The 18,285-nt window shown below is 70.9% G+C and carries 12 protein-coding genes; 9 read left to right on the top strand and 3 right to left on the bottom strand.

Annotated elements, in window-relative coordinates; all coding sequences use genetic code 11:
- Positions 1-111: 111 nt before the first annotated feature.
- Positions 112-1,614 (top strand): GTPase HflX, encoded by a 1,503-nt coding sequence (gene hflX, locus JK364_RS20825; RefSeq protein ID WP_201852648.1) that lies wholly within the window; start codon positions 112-114, stop codon positions 1,612-1,614.
- A 126-nt stretch (positions 1,615-1,740) separates the two neighbouring features.
- Here the strand turns inward: hflX and JK364_RS20830 are convergent, their stop codons facing one another.
- Positions 1,741-2,916 (bottom strand): trypsin-like serine peptidase, encoded by a 1,176-nt coding sequence (locus tag JK364_RS20830; protein WP_201852649.1) that lies wholly within the window; start codon positions 2,914-2,916, stop codon positions 1,741-1,743.
- A 260-nt stretch (positions 2,917-3,176) separates the two neighbouring features.
- Between JK364_RS20830 and JK364_RS20835 the strand changes: the two genes are divergently transcribed.
- The 4 genes from JK364_RS20835 to JK364_RS20850 all read left to right on the top strand — a co-directional run bounded on the left by JK364_RS20835 (position 3,177) and on the right by JK364_RS20850 (position 10,201).
- Positions 3,177-4,709, top strand: coding sequence for a diaminobutyrate--2-oxoglutarate transaminase family protein (locus tag JK364_RS20835; protein WP_201852909.1), 1,533 nt, complete (start codon positions 3,177-3,179; stop codon positions 4,707-4,709).
- Positions 4,710-5,120: 411 nt separating this feature from the next.
- The gene (locus tag JK364_RS20840) at positions 5,121-7,184 is read left to right on the top strand and encodes an IucA/IucC family protein (RefSeq protein WP_230992282.1); all 2,064 of its coding nucleotides are present in this window, start codon (positions 5,121-5,123) and stop codon (positions 7,182-7,184) included.
- A 77-nt stretch (positions 7,185-7,261) separates the two neighbouring features.
- Positions 7,262-7,960 (top strand): GNAT family N-acetyltransferase, encoded by a 699-nt coding sequence (locus tag JK364_RS20845; protein ID WP_201852650.1) that lies wholly within the window; start codon positions 7,262-7,264, stop codon positions 7,958-7,960.
- A 240-nt stretch (positions 7,961-8,200) separates the two neighbouring features.
- Positions 8,201-10,201: an ATP-dependent DNA helicase gene (locus tag JK364_RS20850; RefSeq protein ID WP_201852651.1), complete on the top strand. Its 2,001-nt coding sequence runs from the start codon at positions 8,201-8,203 to the stop codon at positions 10,199-10,201.
- 128 nt (positions 10,202-10,329) lie between these two features.
- On the opposite strand, the gene lexA is transcribed toward JK364_RS20850, so the two are convergent.
- Positions 10,330-11,133: a transcriptional repressor LexA gene (gene lexA / locus JK364_RS20855; protein ID WP_201852652.1), complete on the bottom strand. Its 804-nt coding sequence runs from the start codon at positions 11,131-11,133 to the stop codon at positions 10,330-10,332.
- Between the two features lie 451 nt (positions 11,134-11,584).
- Between lexA and nrdR the strand changes: the two genes are divergently transcribed.
- From nrdR to JK364_RS20870, 3 genes are all read left to right on the top strand, one after another.
- Complete coding sequence (nrdR, locus tag JK364_RS20860; RefSeq protein WP_201852653.1) at positions 11,585-12,106, top strand: transcriptional regulator NrdR; 522 nt, start codon at positions 11,585-11,587, stop codon at positions 12,104-12,106.
- A 116-nt stretch (positions 12,107-12,222) separates the two neighbouring features.
- Entirely contained in the window at positions 12,223-15,090 is a 2,868-nt protein-coding gene (locus JK364_RS20865) for a vitamin B12-dependent ribonucleotide reductase (RefSeq protein ID WP_201852654.1), read from the top strand.
- Between the two features lie 169 nt (positions 15,091-15,259).
- A complete protein-coding gene (locus tag JK364_RS20870) occupies positions 15,260-15,865 on the top strand; it encodes a YdbC family protein (protein WP_201852655.1) in 606 nt (201 codons plus the stop codon).
- 32 nt (positions 15,866-15,897) lie between these two features.
- On the opposite strand, the gene JK364_RS20875 is transcribed toward JK364_RS20870, so the two are convergent.
- Entirely contained in the window at positions 15,898-16,524 is a 627-nt protein-coding gene (locus JK364_RS20875; RefSeq protein ID WP_201852656.1) for a TetR/AcrR family transcriptional regulator, read from the bottom strand.
- A gap of 84 nt (positions 16,525-16,608) precedes the next feature.
- Between JK364_RS20875 and abc-f the strand changes: the two genes are divergently transcribed.
- Positions 16,609-18,285, top strand: a complete 1,677-nt coding sequence (gene abc-f / locus JK364_RS20880) for a ribosomal protection-like ABC-F family protein (RefSeq protein ID WP_372461971.1) — start codon at positions 16,609-16,611, stop codon at positions 18,283-18,285.

The following is an 18,285-nucleotide window of genomic DNA, read 5'->3' on the forward strand; positions in this document are numbered from 1 at the left end:
CCGCGTGCGACCATCAAGAGGTCGGCGTCCGTGGCCGGCACCGGCGGGGGAATCCCGCGGGCCCGCCACGCGTTGTCGACAGTGACGGTATTCCACGACGTAAGGATTCCTTTGACCCACTCCTCTTCCCTTCCGCAGGACCGGCAGCGCCTCGCCGAGAGCCTTCGGGCCGACGCCCTGATGGAAGAGGACGTCGCCTGGAGTCACGAGATCGACGAGGAGCGTGACGGCGACCAGTACGACCGCTCCGAGCGTGCCGCTCTGCGGCGTGTGGTGGGGCTGTCCACCGAGCTCGAGGACGTCACCGAGGTCGAGTACCGGCAGCTGCGCCTGGAGCGCGTGGTGCTGGTCGGCGTATGGACCTCCGGCACGGTGCGGGACGCGGAGAACTCCCTGGCGGAGCTCGCCGCGCTCGCCGAGACCGCCGGCGCCCTGGTGCTCGACGGCGTGATCCAGCGGCGCAACAAGCCGGATCCCGCCACCTACATCGGCTCCGGCAAGGCCGAGGAACTGCGTGACGTAGTGGTCGAGTCCGGTGCCGACACCGTGGTCTGCGACGGTGAGCTGAGCCCCGGACAGCTGATCCACCTCGAGGACGTCGTCAAGGTCAAGGTGGTCGACCGGACCGCACTGATCCTCGACATCTTCGCTCAGCACGCCAAGTCCCGAGAGGGCAAGGCGCAGGTCTCGCTCGCCCAGATGCAGTACATGCTGCCGCGGCTGCGAGGCTGGGGTCAGTCGCTGTCCCGCCAGATGGGTGGCGGTGGCTCCGGATCCTCGGGCGGCGGTATGGCCACCCGTGGTCCCGGTGAGACCAAGATCGAGACTGACCGGCGCCGCATCCGCGAGAAGATGGCGAAGATGCGCCGCGAGATCGCCGAGATGAAGACCGGCCGCGACATCAAGCGGCAGGAGCGCCGGCGCCACAAGGTCCCCTCGGTCGCCATCGCCGGATACACCAACGCGGGCAAGTCCTCGCTGCTCAACCGGCTCACCGGCGCCGGTGTCCTGGTGGAGAACGCGCTGTTCGCCACCCTGGACCCGACCGTGCGGCGGGCCGAGACCCCCAGCGGGCGGCTCTACACGCTGGCGGACACCGTCGGATTCGTCCGGCATCTGCCGCACCACCTGGTGGAGGCGTTCCGCTCCACGATGGAGGAGGTCGGCGACGCCGATCTGATCCTCCATGTGGTGGACGGCTCGCATCCGACGCCGGAGGAGCAGCTGGCCGCCGTGCGCGAGGTGATCCGCGATGTGGGCGCGGTCGACGTGCCCGAGATCGTCGTGATCAACAAGGCGGACATGGCCGATCCGCTCGTTGTGCAGCGGCTGCTGCGCATGGAGCGGCGCGCCATGGCGGTGTCGGCCCGCAGCGGGCTGGGCATCGACGAGCTGATCGCGGTGATCGACGAGGAGCTGCCCCGGCCCCAGGTCGAGATCGAGGTGCTGCTGCCGTACACCCACGGCAAGCTCGTCGCGCGCACCCACGCCGAGGGCGAGGTGCTCTCCGAGGAGCACACCCCCGAGGGCACGCTGCTCAAGGCGCGCGTGCACGAGGAGCTCGCGGCGGAGCTGCGGCGCTTCATCCCGGCCACGGCCGCCGGACAGCGCTAGTCAGCTCGTCACACCGGCCGCACCGCGTCGGCTACGACATCTGCACGACGAGGGCCCGCCCCGGATTTCCGGGGCGGGCCCTCGCCATGGGATGGATCGCTGCCTGACGGCTACCGGCTCAGCAGGTCACTGGTTCGCGAACTTCTTGCTGACCGAGTTGTAGACGCCCTTCGCCTCGGGGCCCAGATGCGGGCCCGCCAGCCAGGCCGCGTTGGACGGGCCGATCGAGGTGTTGGACACCAGCGCCGGCTTGCCGTCCGCGCCGTTGGCGACCCAGCCACCGCCGGAGGAGCCCGCGGTCATGGTGCAGCCGATGCGGTACATCGTCGGCTGCTTGGCGTCCAGGGAGAGCCGGCCCGGCTTGTCCGCGCACTGGTTCATCTTCTGGCCGTCGAACGGCGGGGCGGCCGGGTAGCCGGTGGCCGTGATCTCGTCGATGGACTTCACCGCCGGGGCGTTGAAGTCGACCGGCAGCGCGCCGCCCACCGTCTCCTCGAGCGACTTGCCGCCGCTGACCTCCGGCTTCACATGCATCACCGCGAAGTCGTACGGAGCGCCCTTACCGCCCACGGCCGCGCCGTTGTCGATCCACTGCGAGGAGGTCTGCGCCCAGTCGGCCCACCAGACACCCTTGGGAGCCAGCTCCTCCTTGGTGGCGTTCTCCAGCTCGGCCTGCGACTTGCCCGCGTCGTTGTAGGAGGGCACGAACATCAGGTTCTTGTACCAGCCGCCACCCTTGCCCGCGTGGACGCAGTGGCCCGCCGTCCACACCAGGTTGGACTTGCCGGGATGCGCCGGGTCCTCGACCACCGTCGCGGAGCAGACCATCGAGCCCTCGGGGCCGTCGAAGAAGACCTTGCCCGCGTAGGGGACGTTGGAGCTGTACGGGCTGGTGACCTCCTTGGCCGGGACGGGCTGCGGATCGGGGTCGGTCACACCCTGGTCGTCCGCGATGTCGCTGTCGTCCACCGGCTTGTCGGGCTCCTGCGCGTCGCGCATCCGGTCCGGCTTCCACAGGCCCTTGATGATCGGGTTGATGAAGTCACCGGCCTCACGCAGCCAGTCGTCCTTGTCCCACTTGTTCCAGGCGCCGTTCTTCCACTGGTCCAGATCGATGCCGAGGTTCTTCAACTTGTCGTTGAGGTTGTCGGGCAGCTTGATGTCGTCCACGCCCTGCTGCTCCGACGACGCGGTCGGCTTGGCGTCGGTGTTGTCGTCCGAGGAGCCGCACGCGGTGGCGGTGAGCGCCAGAACCGAGGCTATGGCGGCCACGGCCAGTGCGGGTCGGCGTTTGGATGGCATGGGCGGGACTCCCCCTGAGGTTCTGAGCTGCTCTACGGCCTGTGTGGAATTGTCATGCACCGCCCCGGCAATGGGGTGGTATCCCACTATGCCGGTGCCGCCTACGACGGCTGCGAGCGGGTCCTTGGTTCCCGGCCGCAAGGATCTTCGCCCAGCCCGTGATCCAGAGCGTCACGCGTCGTTGGTACGTACGGGGGACAGCCGGAGGGTGTTCAGCAGCAGGAGGACCGAGACGCGTGGCCGTGACCCAGCTCCCGCCGATGGCCCTGGCCGCCGTCTCCGACGACGACGGCGCCGCCCAGGGCATTCTGCGACGCCAGGCGCTGCGTGAGTCCGCCGCCCGCACCTACGCCCGGGCGCTGCCCATCGTTCCGGTGCGCGCCCGGGGGATGACGGTCGAAGGGGCCGACGGCCGCCGCTATCTCGACTGCCTCTCCGGGGCCGGGGCGCTGGCCCTGGGGCACAACCACCCGGTGGTGCTGGACGCGATCCGGGCCGTCCTGGACGCGGAGGCGCCGCTGCAGGTCCTGGACCTGGCCACACCGGTCAAGGACGCCTTCACGGACGAGCTGTTCGCCACTCTGCCGTCCGGACTCGCCGCCCGCGCGCGGGTGCGGTTCTGCGGGCCGGCGGGCACGGACGCGGTCGAGGCCGCGCTCAAGCTGGTACGGACCGCCACCGGGCGCGACGGCCTGCTCGCCTTCTCCGGGGCCTACCACGGCATGACCGCCGGAGCCCTTGCCGCCTCCGGCGGCGCCCCGTCGTCCGGAGTGACCCGGCTGCCCTATCCATATGACTACCGCTGCCCATTCGGGGTCGGCGGGGAGCACGGCGCCGAACTCTCCGCGCGCTGGACGGAGAAGCTCCTCGACGACCCGAAGGGCGGGGTGACCGATCCGGCCGGGATGATCCTCGAACCCGTACAGGGCGAGGGCGGGGTGATCCCGGCCCCGGACGGCTGGCTGCGCCGGATGCGCGACATCACCGCGGCCCGCTCCATCCCACTCATCGCGGACGAGGTCCAGACCGGCGTCGGGCGCACCGGGGCCCTCTGGGCGGTCGACCACAGCGGGGTGGTGCCCGATGTGATGGTGCTGTCGAAGGCAATCGGCGGTGGCCTGCCGCTGGCCGCCGTGGTCTACCGCGAGGACCTCGACGTCTGGCCCCCCGGAGCCCACGCGGGCACCTTCCGCGGCAACCAGCTGGCGATGGCCGCGGGCGCCGCGACCCTCGCCTACGTCCGCGAGAACAACCTCGCCGAACGCGCGGCAACCGTCGGCGCCCGGATGCTGGACCGGCTGCGCCAATTCGCCACCGGGCGCGCGTGGATCGGAGACGTACGCGGCCGCGGACTCATGATCGGCTTGGAGCTGGTGGCCCCGGATGCGGGGTCTGGTGCCAGCGGGGTGAACCCGGGTGAGGGAGCCCGCCGGGTAGGCCCTCACGGCGAGAGTGCGGGCGCTCAAGGCGACGGTTTGGGCGCGGAGTTGGGCGGGGGAGCCTGGTACGCCGGTGCCACGCGTACGGGGGCTCCACCCGCCGATCCCGCGCTCGCGGCGGCCGTTCAGCAGGAGTGCCTGCGGCGCGGGCTCATCGTCGAACTCGGTGGGCGCCACAGCGCGGTGATCCGCCTTCTTCCTCCGCTCACCATCACCGATGAGCAGACAGAGGCCGTCCTCGACCGGCTCACCGACGCCCTGGACGCGGCGGTCCGCACCACCGGAACCCGCTCCCGCGAACTCCCTCCCACCGCTGCCCCATTCGTCCCGCCGCTCGCCGGAGACCACCGGTGACGCGCCCCGCACCGTACGACCGCACCGCCATCGCACCACCGAAGGAGGCAGGCGCCGGGCCCAGGACATGAACGCCGTGATGCCCGCGCCGCACCCACCATGCCGCACACCTCTGGGGGAGCGCCCTTGTCTCCCGAACCGCAGCCCGTGCCCGGCGCCCTGACCGACCCCGACGATTCCGCCCGCCCCGGCCCCCCACCGCACCTCCCACAGCCGCCCCACACAGCACCTCCCCCGGCCGAGGCGGCAAGACCGCCCGCTCCACCCTCGGCGGTCTCGACGGTCAGGGCGCCGTCCACCGCCATGGCGGCCGCCGGCGACCAGACGGCGCCCCCAGCACCGCCATCGCCCCCAACGGCGGCGCCACCGTCCCCAGCACCCGTACCACCGGCCCCGGCGGCGTCGCCCGCCATGGCGCCGCTCAGCAGCGTGGCGGGAGCGGGAACGGGAACCGGAACGGGAGTACCCCAGCCGCCCGCTCCGGAGCCGCCGCCCGCTCCGGAGCCGCCGCCCGCTCCGGAGCCGTCGGCGGAGGAGTCGCCCGCGCCGCGGCTGTCCGCTCAGGGGCCGCCCCTCGCCGTGGCGGCCGTGCCCCGGCAGCACCGCGACAGCCATGAGGCGTCGCCAGACAACCGCACCCGCGAGGCCGGCGCCCGCGAGGTCGGCGCGGATCCGCTCGACGACCCCGACCCGCAGATCGTGGCCGACGCCGCAGCCGTCGACAACCTGCTGCGCTGCTGGGTGCGCGAGAGCGGCCTCGTGCGCCCCGACGGGGACACCCTGCGCATTCCCCTCAACGCCAGCGGAACCGTCCTCATCGTCCCGGTGCGCTATTGGTCGCCCACCGGCTGGCACCGCTTCGGTCCGCCGCTGCTGGAACACGGCCCCCATGACGCGCCCGCTGTCGGCGCCGTCACCCTCGCGGCCCTGCTCAGCCGCGAGGCGACGTACAGCGCGCGGCGGGACGACCCTGACGCGGACGCCACCGAACTCGTCGGCCGTGTCGCGGACTCCGTACGGCGCACCGCCCTCTTCCTCACCCTCCGCCGGGCCACACCCGCCGATCCGAGCACGAGCACCCCATTCCTCAGCGCGGAACAGTCCCTCCTCTTCGGTCACCCCCTGCATCCCACGCCGAAGAGCCGCGAGGGCCTCTCCGACTCCGAATCCACCGTCTGCTCACCGGAAACGCGTGGCTCCTTCCCCCTTCACTGGATCGCGGTCGGCCGGTCCGCGCTGGCTTGCGAGTCGGCCTGGACGGAGCGCGGCCGGACCGTGCCCGCGGAACGGCTCGCCCTCTCCCTGGCGGGCAGCGGCCTCCAACTGCCCACCGGAACCGTGCCCTTGCCCCTGCATCCCTGGCAGGCTCGCGAGATCCGGCACCGTCCGGAGGTCGCCGCGCTCTTCGACGCCGGCCTGCTGCACGACCTCGGGCCGTCCGGTGGGCCCTGGCACCCCACTTCCTCGGTCCGTACCGTCTACCGGCCCGGCGCTCCCGCCATGCTGAAACTCTCCCTCGGTCTGCGGATCACCAACTCCCGTCGTGAGAACCTCCGTAAGGAACTCCGCCGCGGTGTCGAGGTGCACCGGCTGCTCCGCAGCGGACTGGCCGAGCAGTGGCGGGCGGCCTTCCCCGGCTTCCCGGGCTTCGACATCGTCCGGGATCCGGCCTGGCTCGCCGTCGACGGACCGGATGGCGAGCCCCTGACCGGCCTCGACGTCGTCATCCGGCACAACCCGTTCGGCCCCGGCGACGACGCCGTCTGCGTCGCCGGACTCCTCGCGCCGCGCCCCTGGCCCGGACAGCCCGTGATGCGCTCCCGGCTCGCCCACCTCGTCGCCCGGCTCGCCGCTCGAACCGGCCGTTCCACCGCGGCCGCCGGCACGGAGTGGTTCCTGCGCTATCTGCACACGGTTGTACGCCCCCTGCTCTGGTTGGACGGAGAGGCCGGCATCGCGCTCGAGGCGCACCAGCAGAACACCCTGGTGCTGCTGGACCCCGATGGCTGGCCGGTCGGTGGCCGCTACCGGGACAACCAGGGCTACTACTTCCGCGCGTCCCGGCACGCCGAACTCCAGCGTCGGCTGCCCGGTATCGGCGGCCGCAGCGACACCTTCGTCTCCGACGACGTCACCGACGAGCGGTTCGCCTACTACCTGGGTGTCAACAACGTCCTCGGACTGATCGGCGCCTTCGGATCCCAGCGACTCGTCGACGAGCGCGTCCTGCTGGCCGCGTTCCGCCGCTTCCTCGCCGAGGCCGCGTCCGGCCCCGCCAGAACCCGCTCACCGCTCCCCGCCCGGCTCCTGGAGACACCCACCCTGCGCTGCAAGGCCAATCTGCTCACGCGGCTGCGCGGCCTGGACGAACTCGTGGGACCGGTGGACACCCAGTCCGTCTATGTGACCATCCCCAACCCTCTTTCCATGTCTGTCTCGCCTTCCGGCTCCACCGCTGTCATCCCCATGGCTTGACTCCGCGACCCGCGATCACGCCCCTCACCCCCACGTCCCTCTCGACGTGCCCAGACCCCTGAGAGGAGAGCATCGCCGTGCCGCACACCGACTCCAGTACGAACTCCAGCACCGACGACACCATCGACATGCGGCTGCGCCAGGAAGAGGACATCGCACGACTCAGCGACCTGGACTCCGTCCGACCGGAGGCCGATGGCCGGCCGGATCTGCTCGACCACATCGTCGAATGGGGGCCCACCAACACCCCGTTGGGCACCTTCCAGCTCGTCCCCGTCCGTATCGGGCGCGATCTGCGGCTCATCGCCCAATGGATGAACGACCCGTCCGTGGCCGCCTTCTGGGAGCTCGACGGCCCCGAGGAGGCCACCGCGAGCCATCTCGGTGACCAACTCGACGGCGATGGGCGCAGCGTGCCCTGTCTGGGCGTCCTGGACGGCGCGCCGATGAGCTATTGGGAGGTGTACCGCGCCGATCTGGACCCGCTCGCGCGGTACTACCCGGCGCGGCCGCACGACACGGGTATCCACCTGCTCATCGGCCGGGTCAGCGATCGCGGCCGTGGCCTGGGGACGACCCTGCTCCGCGCGGCCGCCGACCTCGTCCTCGAGCACCGTCGGTCCTGCACCCGGGTCGTGGCCGAACCGGATCTCCGCAACACCCCCTCCGTGGCCGCCTTCCTCGGCGCCGGTTTCCGCTTCTCCGCGGAAGTCGAACTCCCCGGCAAACGCGCCGCGCTGATGCTGCGCGACCGTGCCCTGCGACACGTCCTGTGAGCCTCCGCAACCATCCGTGCCCCCCGGTGATCCATCCGCCTCGATGCGAGATTCCACTGTTGATACACCGCTCGCCCGGTCCCGGTTCCCACGCACCGCGGCTGCGCCCGTGCCACGCACCGCGGCTCCGCCCGTGCCACGAAGCGAAGATCCGCCCGAACCCCGCCCCGGCCGAAACCGTCCGTCACCGACCACACCGACAGGAGTGATGTCGGTGCCGCCCCTTAGGCTGGCAGCCCTATGACTGAATCGTCCTCGCCTCCACTCGAAGATCTGCTGCACGCCGCCGTAACCGCCGTCGGCGGCACCGAGCGCCCTGGCCAGACCGCCATGGCCCAAGCGGTGGCGAAGGCGATCGACGACAGCTCCCACCTGCTGGTCCAGGCCGGTACCGGCACCGGGAAGTCCCTGGGCTACCTGGTGCCCGCCCTCGCCCACGGCGAACGCGTCGTCGTCGCCACGGCGACCCTCGCCCTGCAGCGGCAGCTCGTCGAGCGCGACCTGCCCCGCACCGTGGAGGCGCTGCACCCGCAGCTGCGCCGCCGCCCCGAGTTCGCCATGCTCAAGGGCCGCTCCAACTATCTGTGCCTGCACCGGCTCCACGAGGGCGTCCCGCAGGAAGACGCCGATGAGGCCGGGCTCTTCGACCCGTTCGAGGCCGCCGCGCCCACCAGCAAGCTCGGCAAGGACCTGCTGCGGTTGCGCGACTGGTCGGACGATACCGAGACGGGCGACCGGGACGATCTGACCCCCGGTGTCTCGGACCGCGCCTGGTCCCAGGTGTCGGTCACCTCCCGGGAGTGCCTCGGCGCGTCCAAATGCGCCTATGGCGCGGAGTGCTTCGCCGAGGCCGCCCGTGAGCGGGCCAAGCTCGCCGACGTCGTCGTCACCAATCACGCGCTGCTCGCCATCGACGCGATCGAGGGCGCTCCCGTGCTGCCCAGCCATGAGGTGCTGATCGTCGACGAGGCCCATGAGCTGGTCTCCCGGGTCACCGGCGTCGCCAGCGGAGAGCTCACCCCGGGCCAGGTCAACCGCGCCGTGCGGCGTGCCGCGAAGCTGGTCAACGAACAGGCGGCGGACGCTCTGCAGACCGCCTCCGAGGGCTTCGAGCGGCTGATGGAGCTCGCCCTGCCCGGCCGCCTCGAGAAGATCCCCGAGGACCTCGGCTATGTGCTGATGGCGCTGCGTGACGCGGCCCGCACGGTGATCTCGGCGCTCGGCGCCACACGGGACGCCTCGGTCAAGGACGAGGACGCGGTCCGCAAGCAGGCGCTGGGCGCCGTGGAGAACATCCACCAGGTGGCCGAGCGGATCGTCGAAGCCTCCGAGTACGACGTGGTCTGGTACGAGCGGCACGACCGCTTCGGCGCCTCGTTGCGTGTCGCCCCGCTCTCGGTCTCGGGGCTGCTGCGCGAGAAGCTGTTCGAGGACCGGTCCGTCGTCCTCACCTCCGCCACGCTCAAGCTGGGCGGGGACTTCAACGGGGTGGCGGCCTCACTCGGTCTGGCCCCCGAGAGCCCGCAGGATCCGGAGGGCGGCGAGGAAGCCGCACCGCGCTGGCAGGGTCTCGACGTCGGCTCGCCCTTCGACTACGCCAAGCAGGGGATTCTCTACGTCGCCAAGCATCTCGCCCAGCCCGGCCGCGAGGGCAGCCGCGCCGATATGCTCGATGAGCTCGCCGAGCTGGTGGAGGCAGCGGGTGGTCGCACGCTCGGGCTGTTTTCGTCCATGCGTGCCGCCCAGGCGGCCGCGGAGGACCTGCGTGGGCGGGTGGACATGCCCATCCTCCTCCAGGGCGAGGAGACGCTTGGCGAGCTGATCCGCTCCTTCTCCGCCGACGCCAGGACCTGCCTGTTCGGCACGCTGTCCCTCTGGCAGGGCGTCGATGTGCCGGGGCCCAGCTGTCAGTTGGTGGTGATGGACCGGGTGCCTTTCCCCCGCCCCGACGACCCTCTGATGAGTGCCCGCCAGAAGGCGGTGGAGGAGGCCGGTGGCAATGGCTTCATGGCCGTCGCCGCGACCCATGCCGCGCTGTTGATGGCCCAGGGCGCGGGTCGGCTGGTGCGGGCTTCGGGCGACCGCGGCATCGTCGCCGTCCTGGATCCGCGGGTCGAGCGGGCCCGCTACGGCTCGTTCCTCCGTAAGTCCATGCCGGAATTCTGGTACACGACTGACCGTAACCAGGTGCGCCGCTCGCTGGCCGCCATCGACGCGGCGGCCAAGGCACAGGAGGCCTAGCGGGGGCGCGGTCGTCTCATACGACAGGGCCTCGACGGTCGCGAGACACAGCAGGGCCCCGGAACCGGCGCAGTGGTCCCGGGGCCCGGTCGTGGGGCACGCTAAGGGCGCACCTCGATCTGGCGCGCTCAGACGCGCCGCAGTACCGCGACCACCTTGCCCAGAATGGTGGCCTCGTCGCCGGGGATCGGCTGGTAGGCGGCGTTGTGCGGGAGGAGCCACACATGGCCGTCCTCACGCTTGAAACGCTTCACCGTGGCCTCACCGTCGAGCATGGCGGCGACGATGTCGCCGTTCTCCGCGACGGGCTGGCGGCGCACCGTCACCCAGTCGCCGTCGCAGATGGCGGCCTCGATCATGGAGTCGCCGACCACCTTCAGCACGAAGAGCTCACCGTCGCCGACCAGCTGCCGGGGGAGCGGGAAGACATCCTCGACCGACTCCTCGGCGAGGATCGGGCCACCGGCCGCGATCCGGCCGACCAGCGGCACGTAGGAGGCTGCGGGCTTGCCGGTGGTGTCTTGGGGCTGGGTGCTGGGCTGGTCGGAGCCGCGGACCTCGTAGGCCCGGGGCCGATGGGGGTCGCGCCGCAGAAAGCCCTTCCGCTCCAGGGCCATCAGCTGATGGGCGACCGACGACGTGCTGGAAAGGCCCACCGCCTGACCGATCTCCCGCATGGACGGCGGGTAGCCACGCCGCTGCACAGAGTCGCGAATGACCTCGATGACGCGCCGCTGCCGGTCGGTCAGCCCCGAGCTGTCCGCCCGGATGCCTGGAGGTCGGCCTGGTAGCGAGCGCGCGGGCTTCTGCCCCTCCGGGGTCGTGGCGTCATCGTTCATCGGGTGGGTCTGGTTCATCGCGTGTGTCTGTTCGAGTCGGCTCTGGGAGCGCTCCTGGGCGGTAACGGTGGCGCTCTCTGCGGTGGTGGTCACGACGGCCCCTCTCGAGATGTTCTCCCTAGTTGGACAACGGTAGTTGCTTTCGAAAGGTTGCGCCAAACACACGTTCGAGTGAAATTTCGCAGATGGACTGACGTGATCACAGGGTTAGGTGTATGGGCCGTTTGATCCGGTCGCCGTGCGGCGGCCCCAGTCTTGCATCCCGACCCCTGTGAATCCGGGACGCACGGGGTTCGCGTAGTCTCGTGCCTGCTCCCGACCCGTGACACGCCATCCGGCTCGGTTGAGTGCCGGACACCAGATCTAGTGGTTTGATGGATGCAAGCCACCCACAGGTTGTGGTCCCTGGTGGATCCGCCGACAGAGTTTTGGCCTATGCTTGTGGCCGCCCCGGAGGGTCTTACGGCCCGGACGGGGCTCATCAGGCATGTTCAGGCATGTTCAGTCATGCGCCGTTTTTGAGGGTGAGGGAGGGCTCGGAGTCATGCACTGCCCCTTCTGCAGGCACCCCGACAGCCGCGTCGTCGACAGCCGTACTACGGATGACGGCTGCTCGATCCGCAGGCGCCGCCAGTGCCCCGACTGCTCGCGTCGCTTCACGACTGTGGAGACCGCGTCACTCATGGTGATCAAGCGGAGCGGGGTCACCGAGCCCTTCAGTCGCGACAAGGTCATCTCGGGGGTTCGCAAGGCGTGCCAGGGCCGTCCGGTGACCGAGGACGCCCTCGCCAAGCTCGGTCAGCAGGTGGAGGAGGCGGTCCGGGCCACCGGCAGCGCCGAGCTGTCCACCCATGACGTCGGGCTCGCCATACTCGGCCCGCTCCAGAAGCTCGACCTCGTCGCCTACCTCCGCTTCGCCTCCGTCTACCGCGCCTTCGACTCCCTCGAGGACTTCGAGGACGCCGTGGCGGAGCTGCGTGACCAGCAACGGCCTCCCGCGCGCGACCGCGGGCCCGGCGCCGAAGGGGCCGCGGAGGCCCCCGCGCCGGCCATCGCCGCCGACTGACCGGCGGCCCACATACCCGCCCGGCGCGCTTGCCGCGTCCGGGTGAAAGACAGACACACCGTGCCCGGGGAAGAAATGGGCACATCAGGGCGTTTTCGCCCGTACAGGGAGGCGGAATGACAGAGACGACGAGCGGCCCGGCACGAGGCTCCCGCTCCAAGGGCAGCAAGGCGAACAAGGGTCTGCGCATCGAGCGCATCCACACCACCCCCGGCGTGCATCCGTACGACGAGGTGGTCTGGGAGCGCCGTGACGTCGTCATGACCAACTGGCGCGACGGTTCGGTCAACTTCGAGCAGCGCGGCGTGGAGTTCCCCGACTTCTGGTCGGTGAACGCGGTCAACATCGTCACAAGCAAGTACTTCCGTGGTGCGGTGGGCTCCCCGGACCGCGAGGCGAGCCTGAAGCAGCTCATCGACCGCGTGGTGCGCACCTACCGCAAGGCCGGTGAGGACAATGGCTACTTCGCCTCGCCCGCGGATGCCGAGATCTTCGACCACGAGCTCACCTACGCGCTGCTGCACCAGGTCTTCAGCTTCAACTCGCCTGTCTGGTTCAACGTCGGCACCAAGCAGCCGCAGCAGGTCAGCGCCTGCTTCATCCTCTCCGTGGACGACTCCATGGAGTCGATCCTGGACTGGTACAAGGAAGAGGGGATGATCTTCAAGGGCGGCTCCGGCGCCGGCCTGAACCTCTCCCGCATCCGTTCCTCCAAGGAACTCCTCTCCTCGGGCGGCAACGCCTCCGGCCCCGTCTCCTTCATGCGCGGCGCCGACGCCTCCGCCGGAACGATCAAGTCGGGCGGCGCCACCCGCCGGGCCGCCAAGATGGTCGTGCTCGACGTCGATCACCCGGACGTCGAGGCGTTCATCGAGACCAAGGTCAAGGAGGAGGAGAAGATCCGCGCCCTGCGCGACGCGGGCTTCGACATGGACCTGGGCGGCGACGACATCACGTCCGTCCAGTACCAGAACGCCAACAACTCCGTCCGCGTGAACGACACGTTCATGAAGGCGGTGGAGTCCGGCTCCTCGTTCGGGCTGCGCAGCCGGATGACCGGTGAGCCCATCGAGGAGATCGACGCCAAGGCCCTCTTCCGCAAGATGGCCGAGGCCGCCTGGGCCTGCGCCGACCCGGGCATTCAGTACGACGACACCATCAACCACTGGCACACGTCGCCGGAGTCGGGCCGGATCACCGCCTCCAACCCGTGCAGCGAGTACATGCACCTGGACAACTCCTCGTGCAACCTCGCCTCGCTCAACCTGATGAAGTTCCTCCAGGCCGACGACGCGGGCAACCAGCGCTTCGACGCCGAGCGCTTCGCCAAGGTCGTCGAGCTGGTCATCACCGCGATGGACATCTCCATCTGCTTCGCGGACTTCCCGACCGAGAAGATCGGCGAGACCACCCGCGCCTTCCGCCAGCTGGGCATCGGCTACGCCAACCTGGGCGCCCTGCTCATGGCCACCGGCCACGCCTATGACAGCGACGGCGGCCGGGCCCTGGCCGGAGCCATCACCTCCCTGATGACCGGCACCTCGTACAAGCGCTCCGCGGAGCTCGCCGCCGTGGTCGGTACGTACGACGGCTACGCCCGGAACGCGGACGCCCACAAGCGCGTCATGAAGCAGCACTCGGACGCCAACGCCGTCGCCAAGCGCATGGACGACCTGGACACCCCGGTCTGGGCCGCGGCCACCGAGGCCTGGCAGGACGTGCTGCGCCTCGGCGAGAAGAGCGGCTACCGCAACGCCCAGGCGTCGGTGCTCGCGCCGACCGGCACCATCGGCCTGATGATGGACTGCGACACCACGGGCGTCGAGCCGGACCTGGCCCTGGTCAAGTTCAAGAAGCTGGTCGGCGGCGGCTCCATGCAGATCGTGAACAACACGGTCCCCAAGGCGCTCAAGCGGCTCGGCTACCAGGAGGAGCAGGTCGAGGCGATCGTCGCCCACATCGCCGAGCACGGCAATGTGATCGACGCGCCGGGGCTGAAGCCCCAGCACTACGAGGTCTTCGACTGCGCGATGGGCGAGCGCTCCATCTCGCCGATGGGCCATGTGCGGATGATGGCGGCCGCCCAGCCGTTCCTGTCCGGCGCGATCTCCAAGACGGTCAACATGCCGGAGTCGGCCACCGTCGAGGAGATCGAGGAGATCTACTTCGAGGGCTGGAAGCTCGGTATCAAGGCGCTGGCGATCTACCGCGACAACTGCAAGGTCGGCCAGCCGCTCTCCGCCAAGAAGAAGGAGGAGAAGGAGCAGGCCGAGCCCGAGATCGAGAAGGTCGTCGAGTACCGCCCGGTCCGCAGGCGCCTTCCCAAGGGCCGTCCCGGCATCACCACCTCCTTCACGGTGGGCGGCGCCGAGGGCTACATGACCGCGAACTCCTACCCGGACGACGGTCTCGGTGAGGTTTTCCTGAAGATGTCCAAGCAGGGCTCGACCCTGGCGGGCATGATGGACGCCTTCTCGATCGCCGTGTCGGTCGGCCTGCAGTACGGCGTGCCGCTGGAGACCTACGTCTCGAAGTTCACCAACATGCGCTTCGAGCCGGCCGGTATGACGGACGACCCGGACGTGCGGATGGCGCAGTCGATCGTCGACTACATCTTCCGCCGGCTGGCGCTGGACTTCCTGCCCTTCGAGACCCGCTCGGCGCTCGGCATCCACTCCGCCGAGGAGCGCCAGCGCCACCTGGAGACGGGGTCCTACGAGGCCGCCGACGACGAGGTGGACGTCGAGGGCCTGGCCCAGTCGGCGCCGCGCCATGTGGCTGCCCCGAAGAGCGGCGGGTCGTCGTCGCGGTCGCGGAGCGGGTCCGAGTCGGCGAAGGAGGCCCACAGCTCGACCGAACTGGTCGAGATCCAGCTGGGGTTGAACGCGGACGCGCCGCTCTGCTTCTCCTGTGGCACCAAGATGCGCCGTGCGGGCAGCTGCTACCTGTGCGAGGGCTGCGGTTCGACGAGCGGCTGCAGCTGATCGCGAGCTCTTACGGATGACATCCGAGGGATGACATCCGAGGCGGGGCGCGGACCTTCGGGTCCGCGCCCCGCCGCCGTTGTCCCCGGCGCCGTACGACGCGATGGCGAACCGGGGGCGGACTCTCCGGTATGTGATGAGGGCCACCGTACGGCCGTAGGATGGCGCGGTGCTGGTCAAGTGGATTCGCTGCACCGTGGTGGACCGCCCGGGTTTCGAGCGGGGGCAGCGGAAGTGGGCGGGGTTGCCCGGCGAACCGGGATTCCGGGGGCAGGGCGGTGGCTGGAGCCGGGGGCGGCCGAATGTGGCGCATGTCTTCTCGTTCTGGGAGAGCCGGGCGTTCTACGACTCCTTCATGGCGCGCTCGCACGACCGGCTGGCGGCCTCGCAGTCGGGCACGTACCGGGATATGCAAGTCCGGCTGTTCGAGCACCGATTCGATGTGAAGGTCGGCTTCGAGCCGCGGTTCTCCGACGCGGACGTGGTGCGCGTCGCGCACTGCCGGGTGCGCCCCGACCGGGTGGATCACTTCACGCTGGTGCAGGAGAAGGTGTGGAATCCGGCCATGGCCGGGTCGCCCGGGATGCTGCGCGGGGTGTTCGGGGAGGCGCCGGGGAACGAGTTCCTGGTGTTGTCCATGTGGGACTCGGCGGCCGAGCACGGGAAGTACCGCGTGGAGCGGATCGAGCGGCTCGGCCTGCGCGCGCAGACGGAAGCGGATGTGGCGGCGATCGCCGGCGATGTCGTACGGGTCGAGTCCGCCTGGACGGTGTGAGGCGGAGCCCGCTGCCGGTCAAGGAGTCCTGATCAGCGGCGGGCGGGGAGGTAGGCCCCGGCCCGGACCGCGGCGGCGACGGCGGCCGCCGTCTGGTCGGCGAGCGGGGTGTCGATGGGCTCGCGGGTGATCAGCGCCCGGAAGAACAAGGGCGCGGAGACGGCGCGTACCACCGCCGCGGCGTCGGTGCCGGAGGGGGCCTCACCTCGGTCGACGGCCCGCCGTACCACGGATTCGCAGCGCGCGAAGCGCTCGGTGTAGAAGTCGCGCAGCGCCTGCGCCGCGCGCTCGGACTGGAACGCGGCCGCGATGAAAGCGGTCGGCGCGGCGGCGGCCGGCACGCTGCCGAAGGTCTCGGTCACCTCGCGGGCGAGGGCGCGCAGATCGTCCTCCAGATTCCCGGTGTCGGGCGGCGTCCAGGCGTCCTCCCCCGCCAGGTCCAGCGCGTCCGCCACGAGTCCCTCGACGCTGCCCCAGCGCCGGTAGACGGTCGTCTTGTGGATGCCGGAGCGCTCGGCGACGTACTCCACGGTCAGACCGGGGTAGCCGTGCTCGGCGAGGCCGGTGAGGACGGCGTCGCGCACCGCCGAGCGGGTGCGCGCGGTGCGCCCGCCGGGGCGGACGGTGCCCGGTGTCGGGGCGGTGCTCTCTGTGGACAAGTGCAACTCCAGTTGTGTTAGTGGGTTCACTATGTCATGCTGAGGGTAATGCAACTTCGGTTGTGTTTGGAGTGAGTGGTCCGGATGGCCGCTCGCGTGCTCGGAGGTGCGCCCTTGCCCACTCAGATCTCGCTGCGAGACGTCACGCTGTCCCGGGGCGACCGGCTGCTGCTCGACGACGTGTCCTTCGCGGTGCGGCCCGGGGAACGGATCGGCGTCGTGGGGGAGAACGGGGCCGGTAAATCCACCCTGCTGCGGCTGCTGGCCGGGCGCGGGTCACCGGACGACGGCGCCGTGGTCACGGTGGCCGACGGCGGCGTCGGCCACCTCGGCCAGACGCCCGAGCTGCCGCCGGACCGCACGGTGCGCGACGCGGTGGACACCGCCCTCGCCGAGGTGCGCGCGATGGAGCGCGGGCTGCGCGAGCTGGAGGCGGATCTCGGCGGCGGCGCCCCCGACGTGCTCGCCGCGTACGGCGATCTGCTCACCGCGTTCGAGGCCCGCGGCGGCTATGAGGCGGATGCCCGGGTGGAGAAGGCCCTGCACGGCCTGGGGCTCGGCGGCATCGAGTACGGGCGGCGGCTGGGCAGCCTGTCGGGCGGTGAGCAGGCCCGGCTCGGGCTCGCCTGCCTGATCGCGGCCGCCCCTGAGGTGATGCTGCTGGACGAGCCGACGAACCACCTCGACGGCGCGGCGCTCGGCTGGCTGGAGGAGGCGCTCCGGGCGCATCCGGGCACCGTCCTCGCGGTCTCCCACGACCGGGTCTTCCTGGAGCGGGTGACGACCGCGATCGTCGAGGTGGACGCCGACCGGCGCACCCTGGTGCGGTACGGCGGGGGGTACGGCGGATTCGTCGCCGAGCAGACCGCCGCGCGCCGCCGCTGGGAGCAGGCGTACGAGGAGTGGTGCGCCGAGACGGCCGCGCTCGCGGAGGCCGCCACCACCGTCGCCCGGCGGGTTGCCCCGGGCCGCGGCATGAAGGACGGCAACAAGATGGCCTACGACCGGGACCGGGGGCGTGTGCAGTCCTCGGTGTCCAGCAGGGTGCGGAACGCGCGGGAGAGGCTGCGCAGACTCCAGGAGGACCCGGTGCCGCGCCCGCCGGAGCCGCTGCGGTTCTCGGCGCTCCCCGCCGCGGGCACGGCGGACGGTCTGCTCATCGACCTTCACGATGTCCGCGTGGGGGAGCGGCTGGCGGTCGACCGGCTCACGGTGGCGGCCGGAGAGCGACTGCTCGTCCACGGTGCCAACGGCGCGGGTAAATCCACGCTGCTGCGGGTCATGGCCGGGGTGGAGAAACCGGAGGCGGGCCGGGTGGTCCGCCGGGGCAGGATCGGCTACCTCGCCCAGGAGATACCGGTTGCCCGGCCCCGGGAGCGGCTGCTGTCGGCCTTCGGCCGGGGGCTGCCGGGGACGCCGGAGGAGCAGGCCGACCTGCTGCTGTCGTACGGGCTGTTCCGCCCGGACGACCTCCACGTCCCGGTGGGGTCGCTCTCCGCGGGCCAGCGCCGCCGGCTGGCGCTCGCCCGGCTGCTGGCCCGCCCCGCCGATCTGCTGCTGCTCGACGAGCCGACCAACCATCTCGCCCTCGGCCTGGTGGAGGAGCTGGAGGAGGCGCTGGCCCAGTGGACCGGGGCGCTGGTGGTGGTCTCGCACGACCGGCTGCTGCGCAGCCGCTTCACCGGGCGGCGCCGTGAGATACGAGGAGGCCGGCCCCTGGCCGAGGAGGGGAGCGAGGCGCCGGTCACGGCCTCGATCTAG

The sequence above is a fragment of the Streptomyces endocoffeicus genome, assembly GCF_016741935.1.
GTDB lineage: Bacteria > Actinomycetota > Actinomycetes > Streptomycetales > Streptomycetaceae > Streptomyces > Streptomyces endocoffeicus.

Excerpts from the sequence above, each read along its gene's own strand:
- JK364_RS20830 (WP_201852649.1), bottom strand. The coding sequence starts at position 2,916 with ATGCCATCCAAACGCCGACCCGCACTGGCCGTGGCCGCCATAGCCTCG.
- JK364_RS20835 (WP_201852909.1), top strand. The coding sequence starts at position 3,177 with ATGGCCCTGGCCGCCGTCTCCGACGACGACGGCGCCGCCCAGGGCATT.
- JK364_RS20840 (WP_230992282.1), top strand. The coding sequence starts at position 5,121 with ATGGCGCCGCTCAGCAGCGTGGCGGGAGCGGGAACGGGAACCGGAACG.
- JK364_RS20850 (WP_201852651.1), top strand. The coding sequence starts at position 8,201 with ATGACTGAATCGTCCTCGCCTCCACTCGAAGATCTGCTGCACGCCGCC.
- nrdR (WP_201852653.1), top strand. The coding sequence starts at position 11,585 with ATGCACTGCCCCTTCTGCAGGCACCCCGACAGCCGCGTCGTCGACAGC.
- JK364_RS20865 (WP_201852654.1), top strand. The coding sequence starts at position 12,223 with ATGACAGAGACGACGAGCGGCCCGGCACGAGGCTCCCGCTCCAAGGGC.
- abc-f (WP_372461971.1), top strand. The coding sequence starts at position 16,609 with ATGGCCGCTCGCGTGCTCGGAGGTGCGCCCTTGCCCACTCAGATCTCG.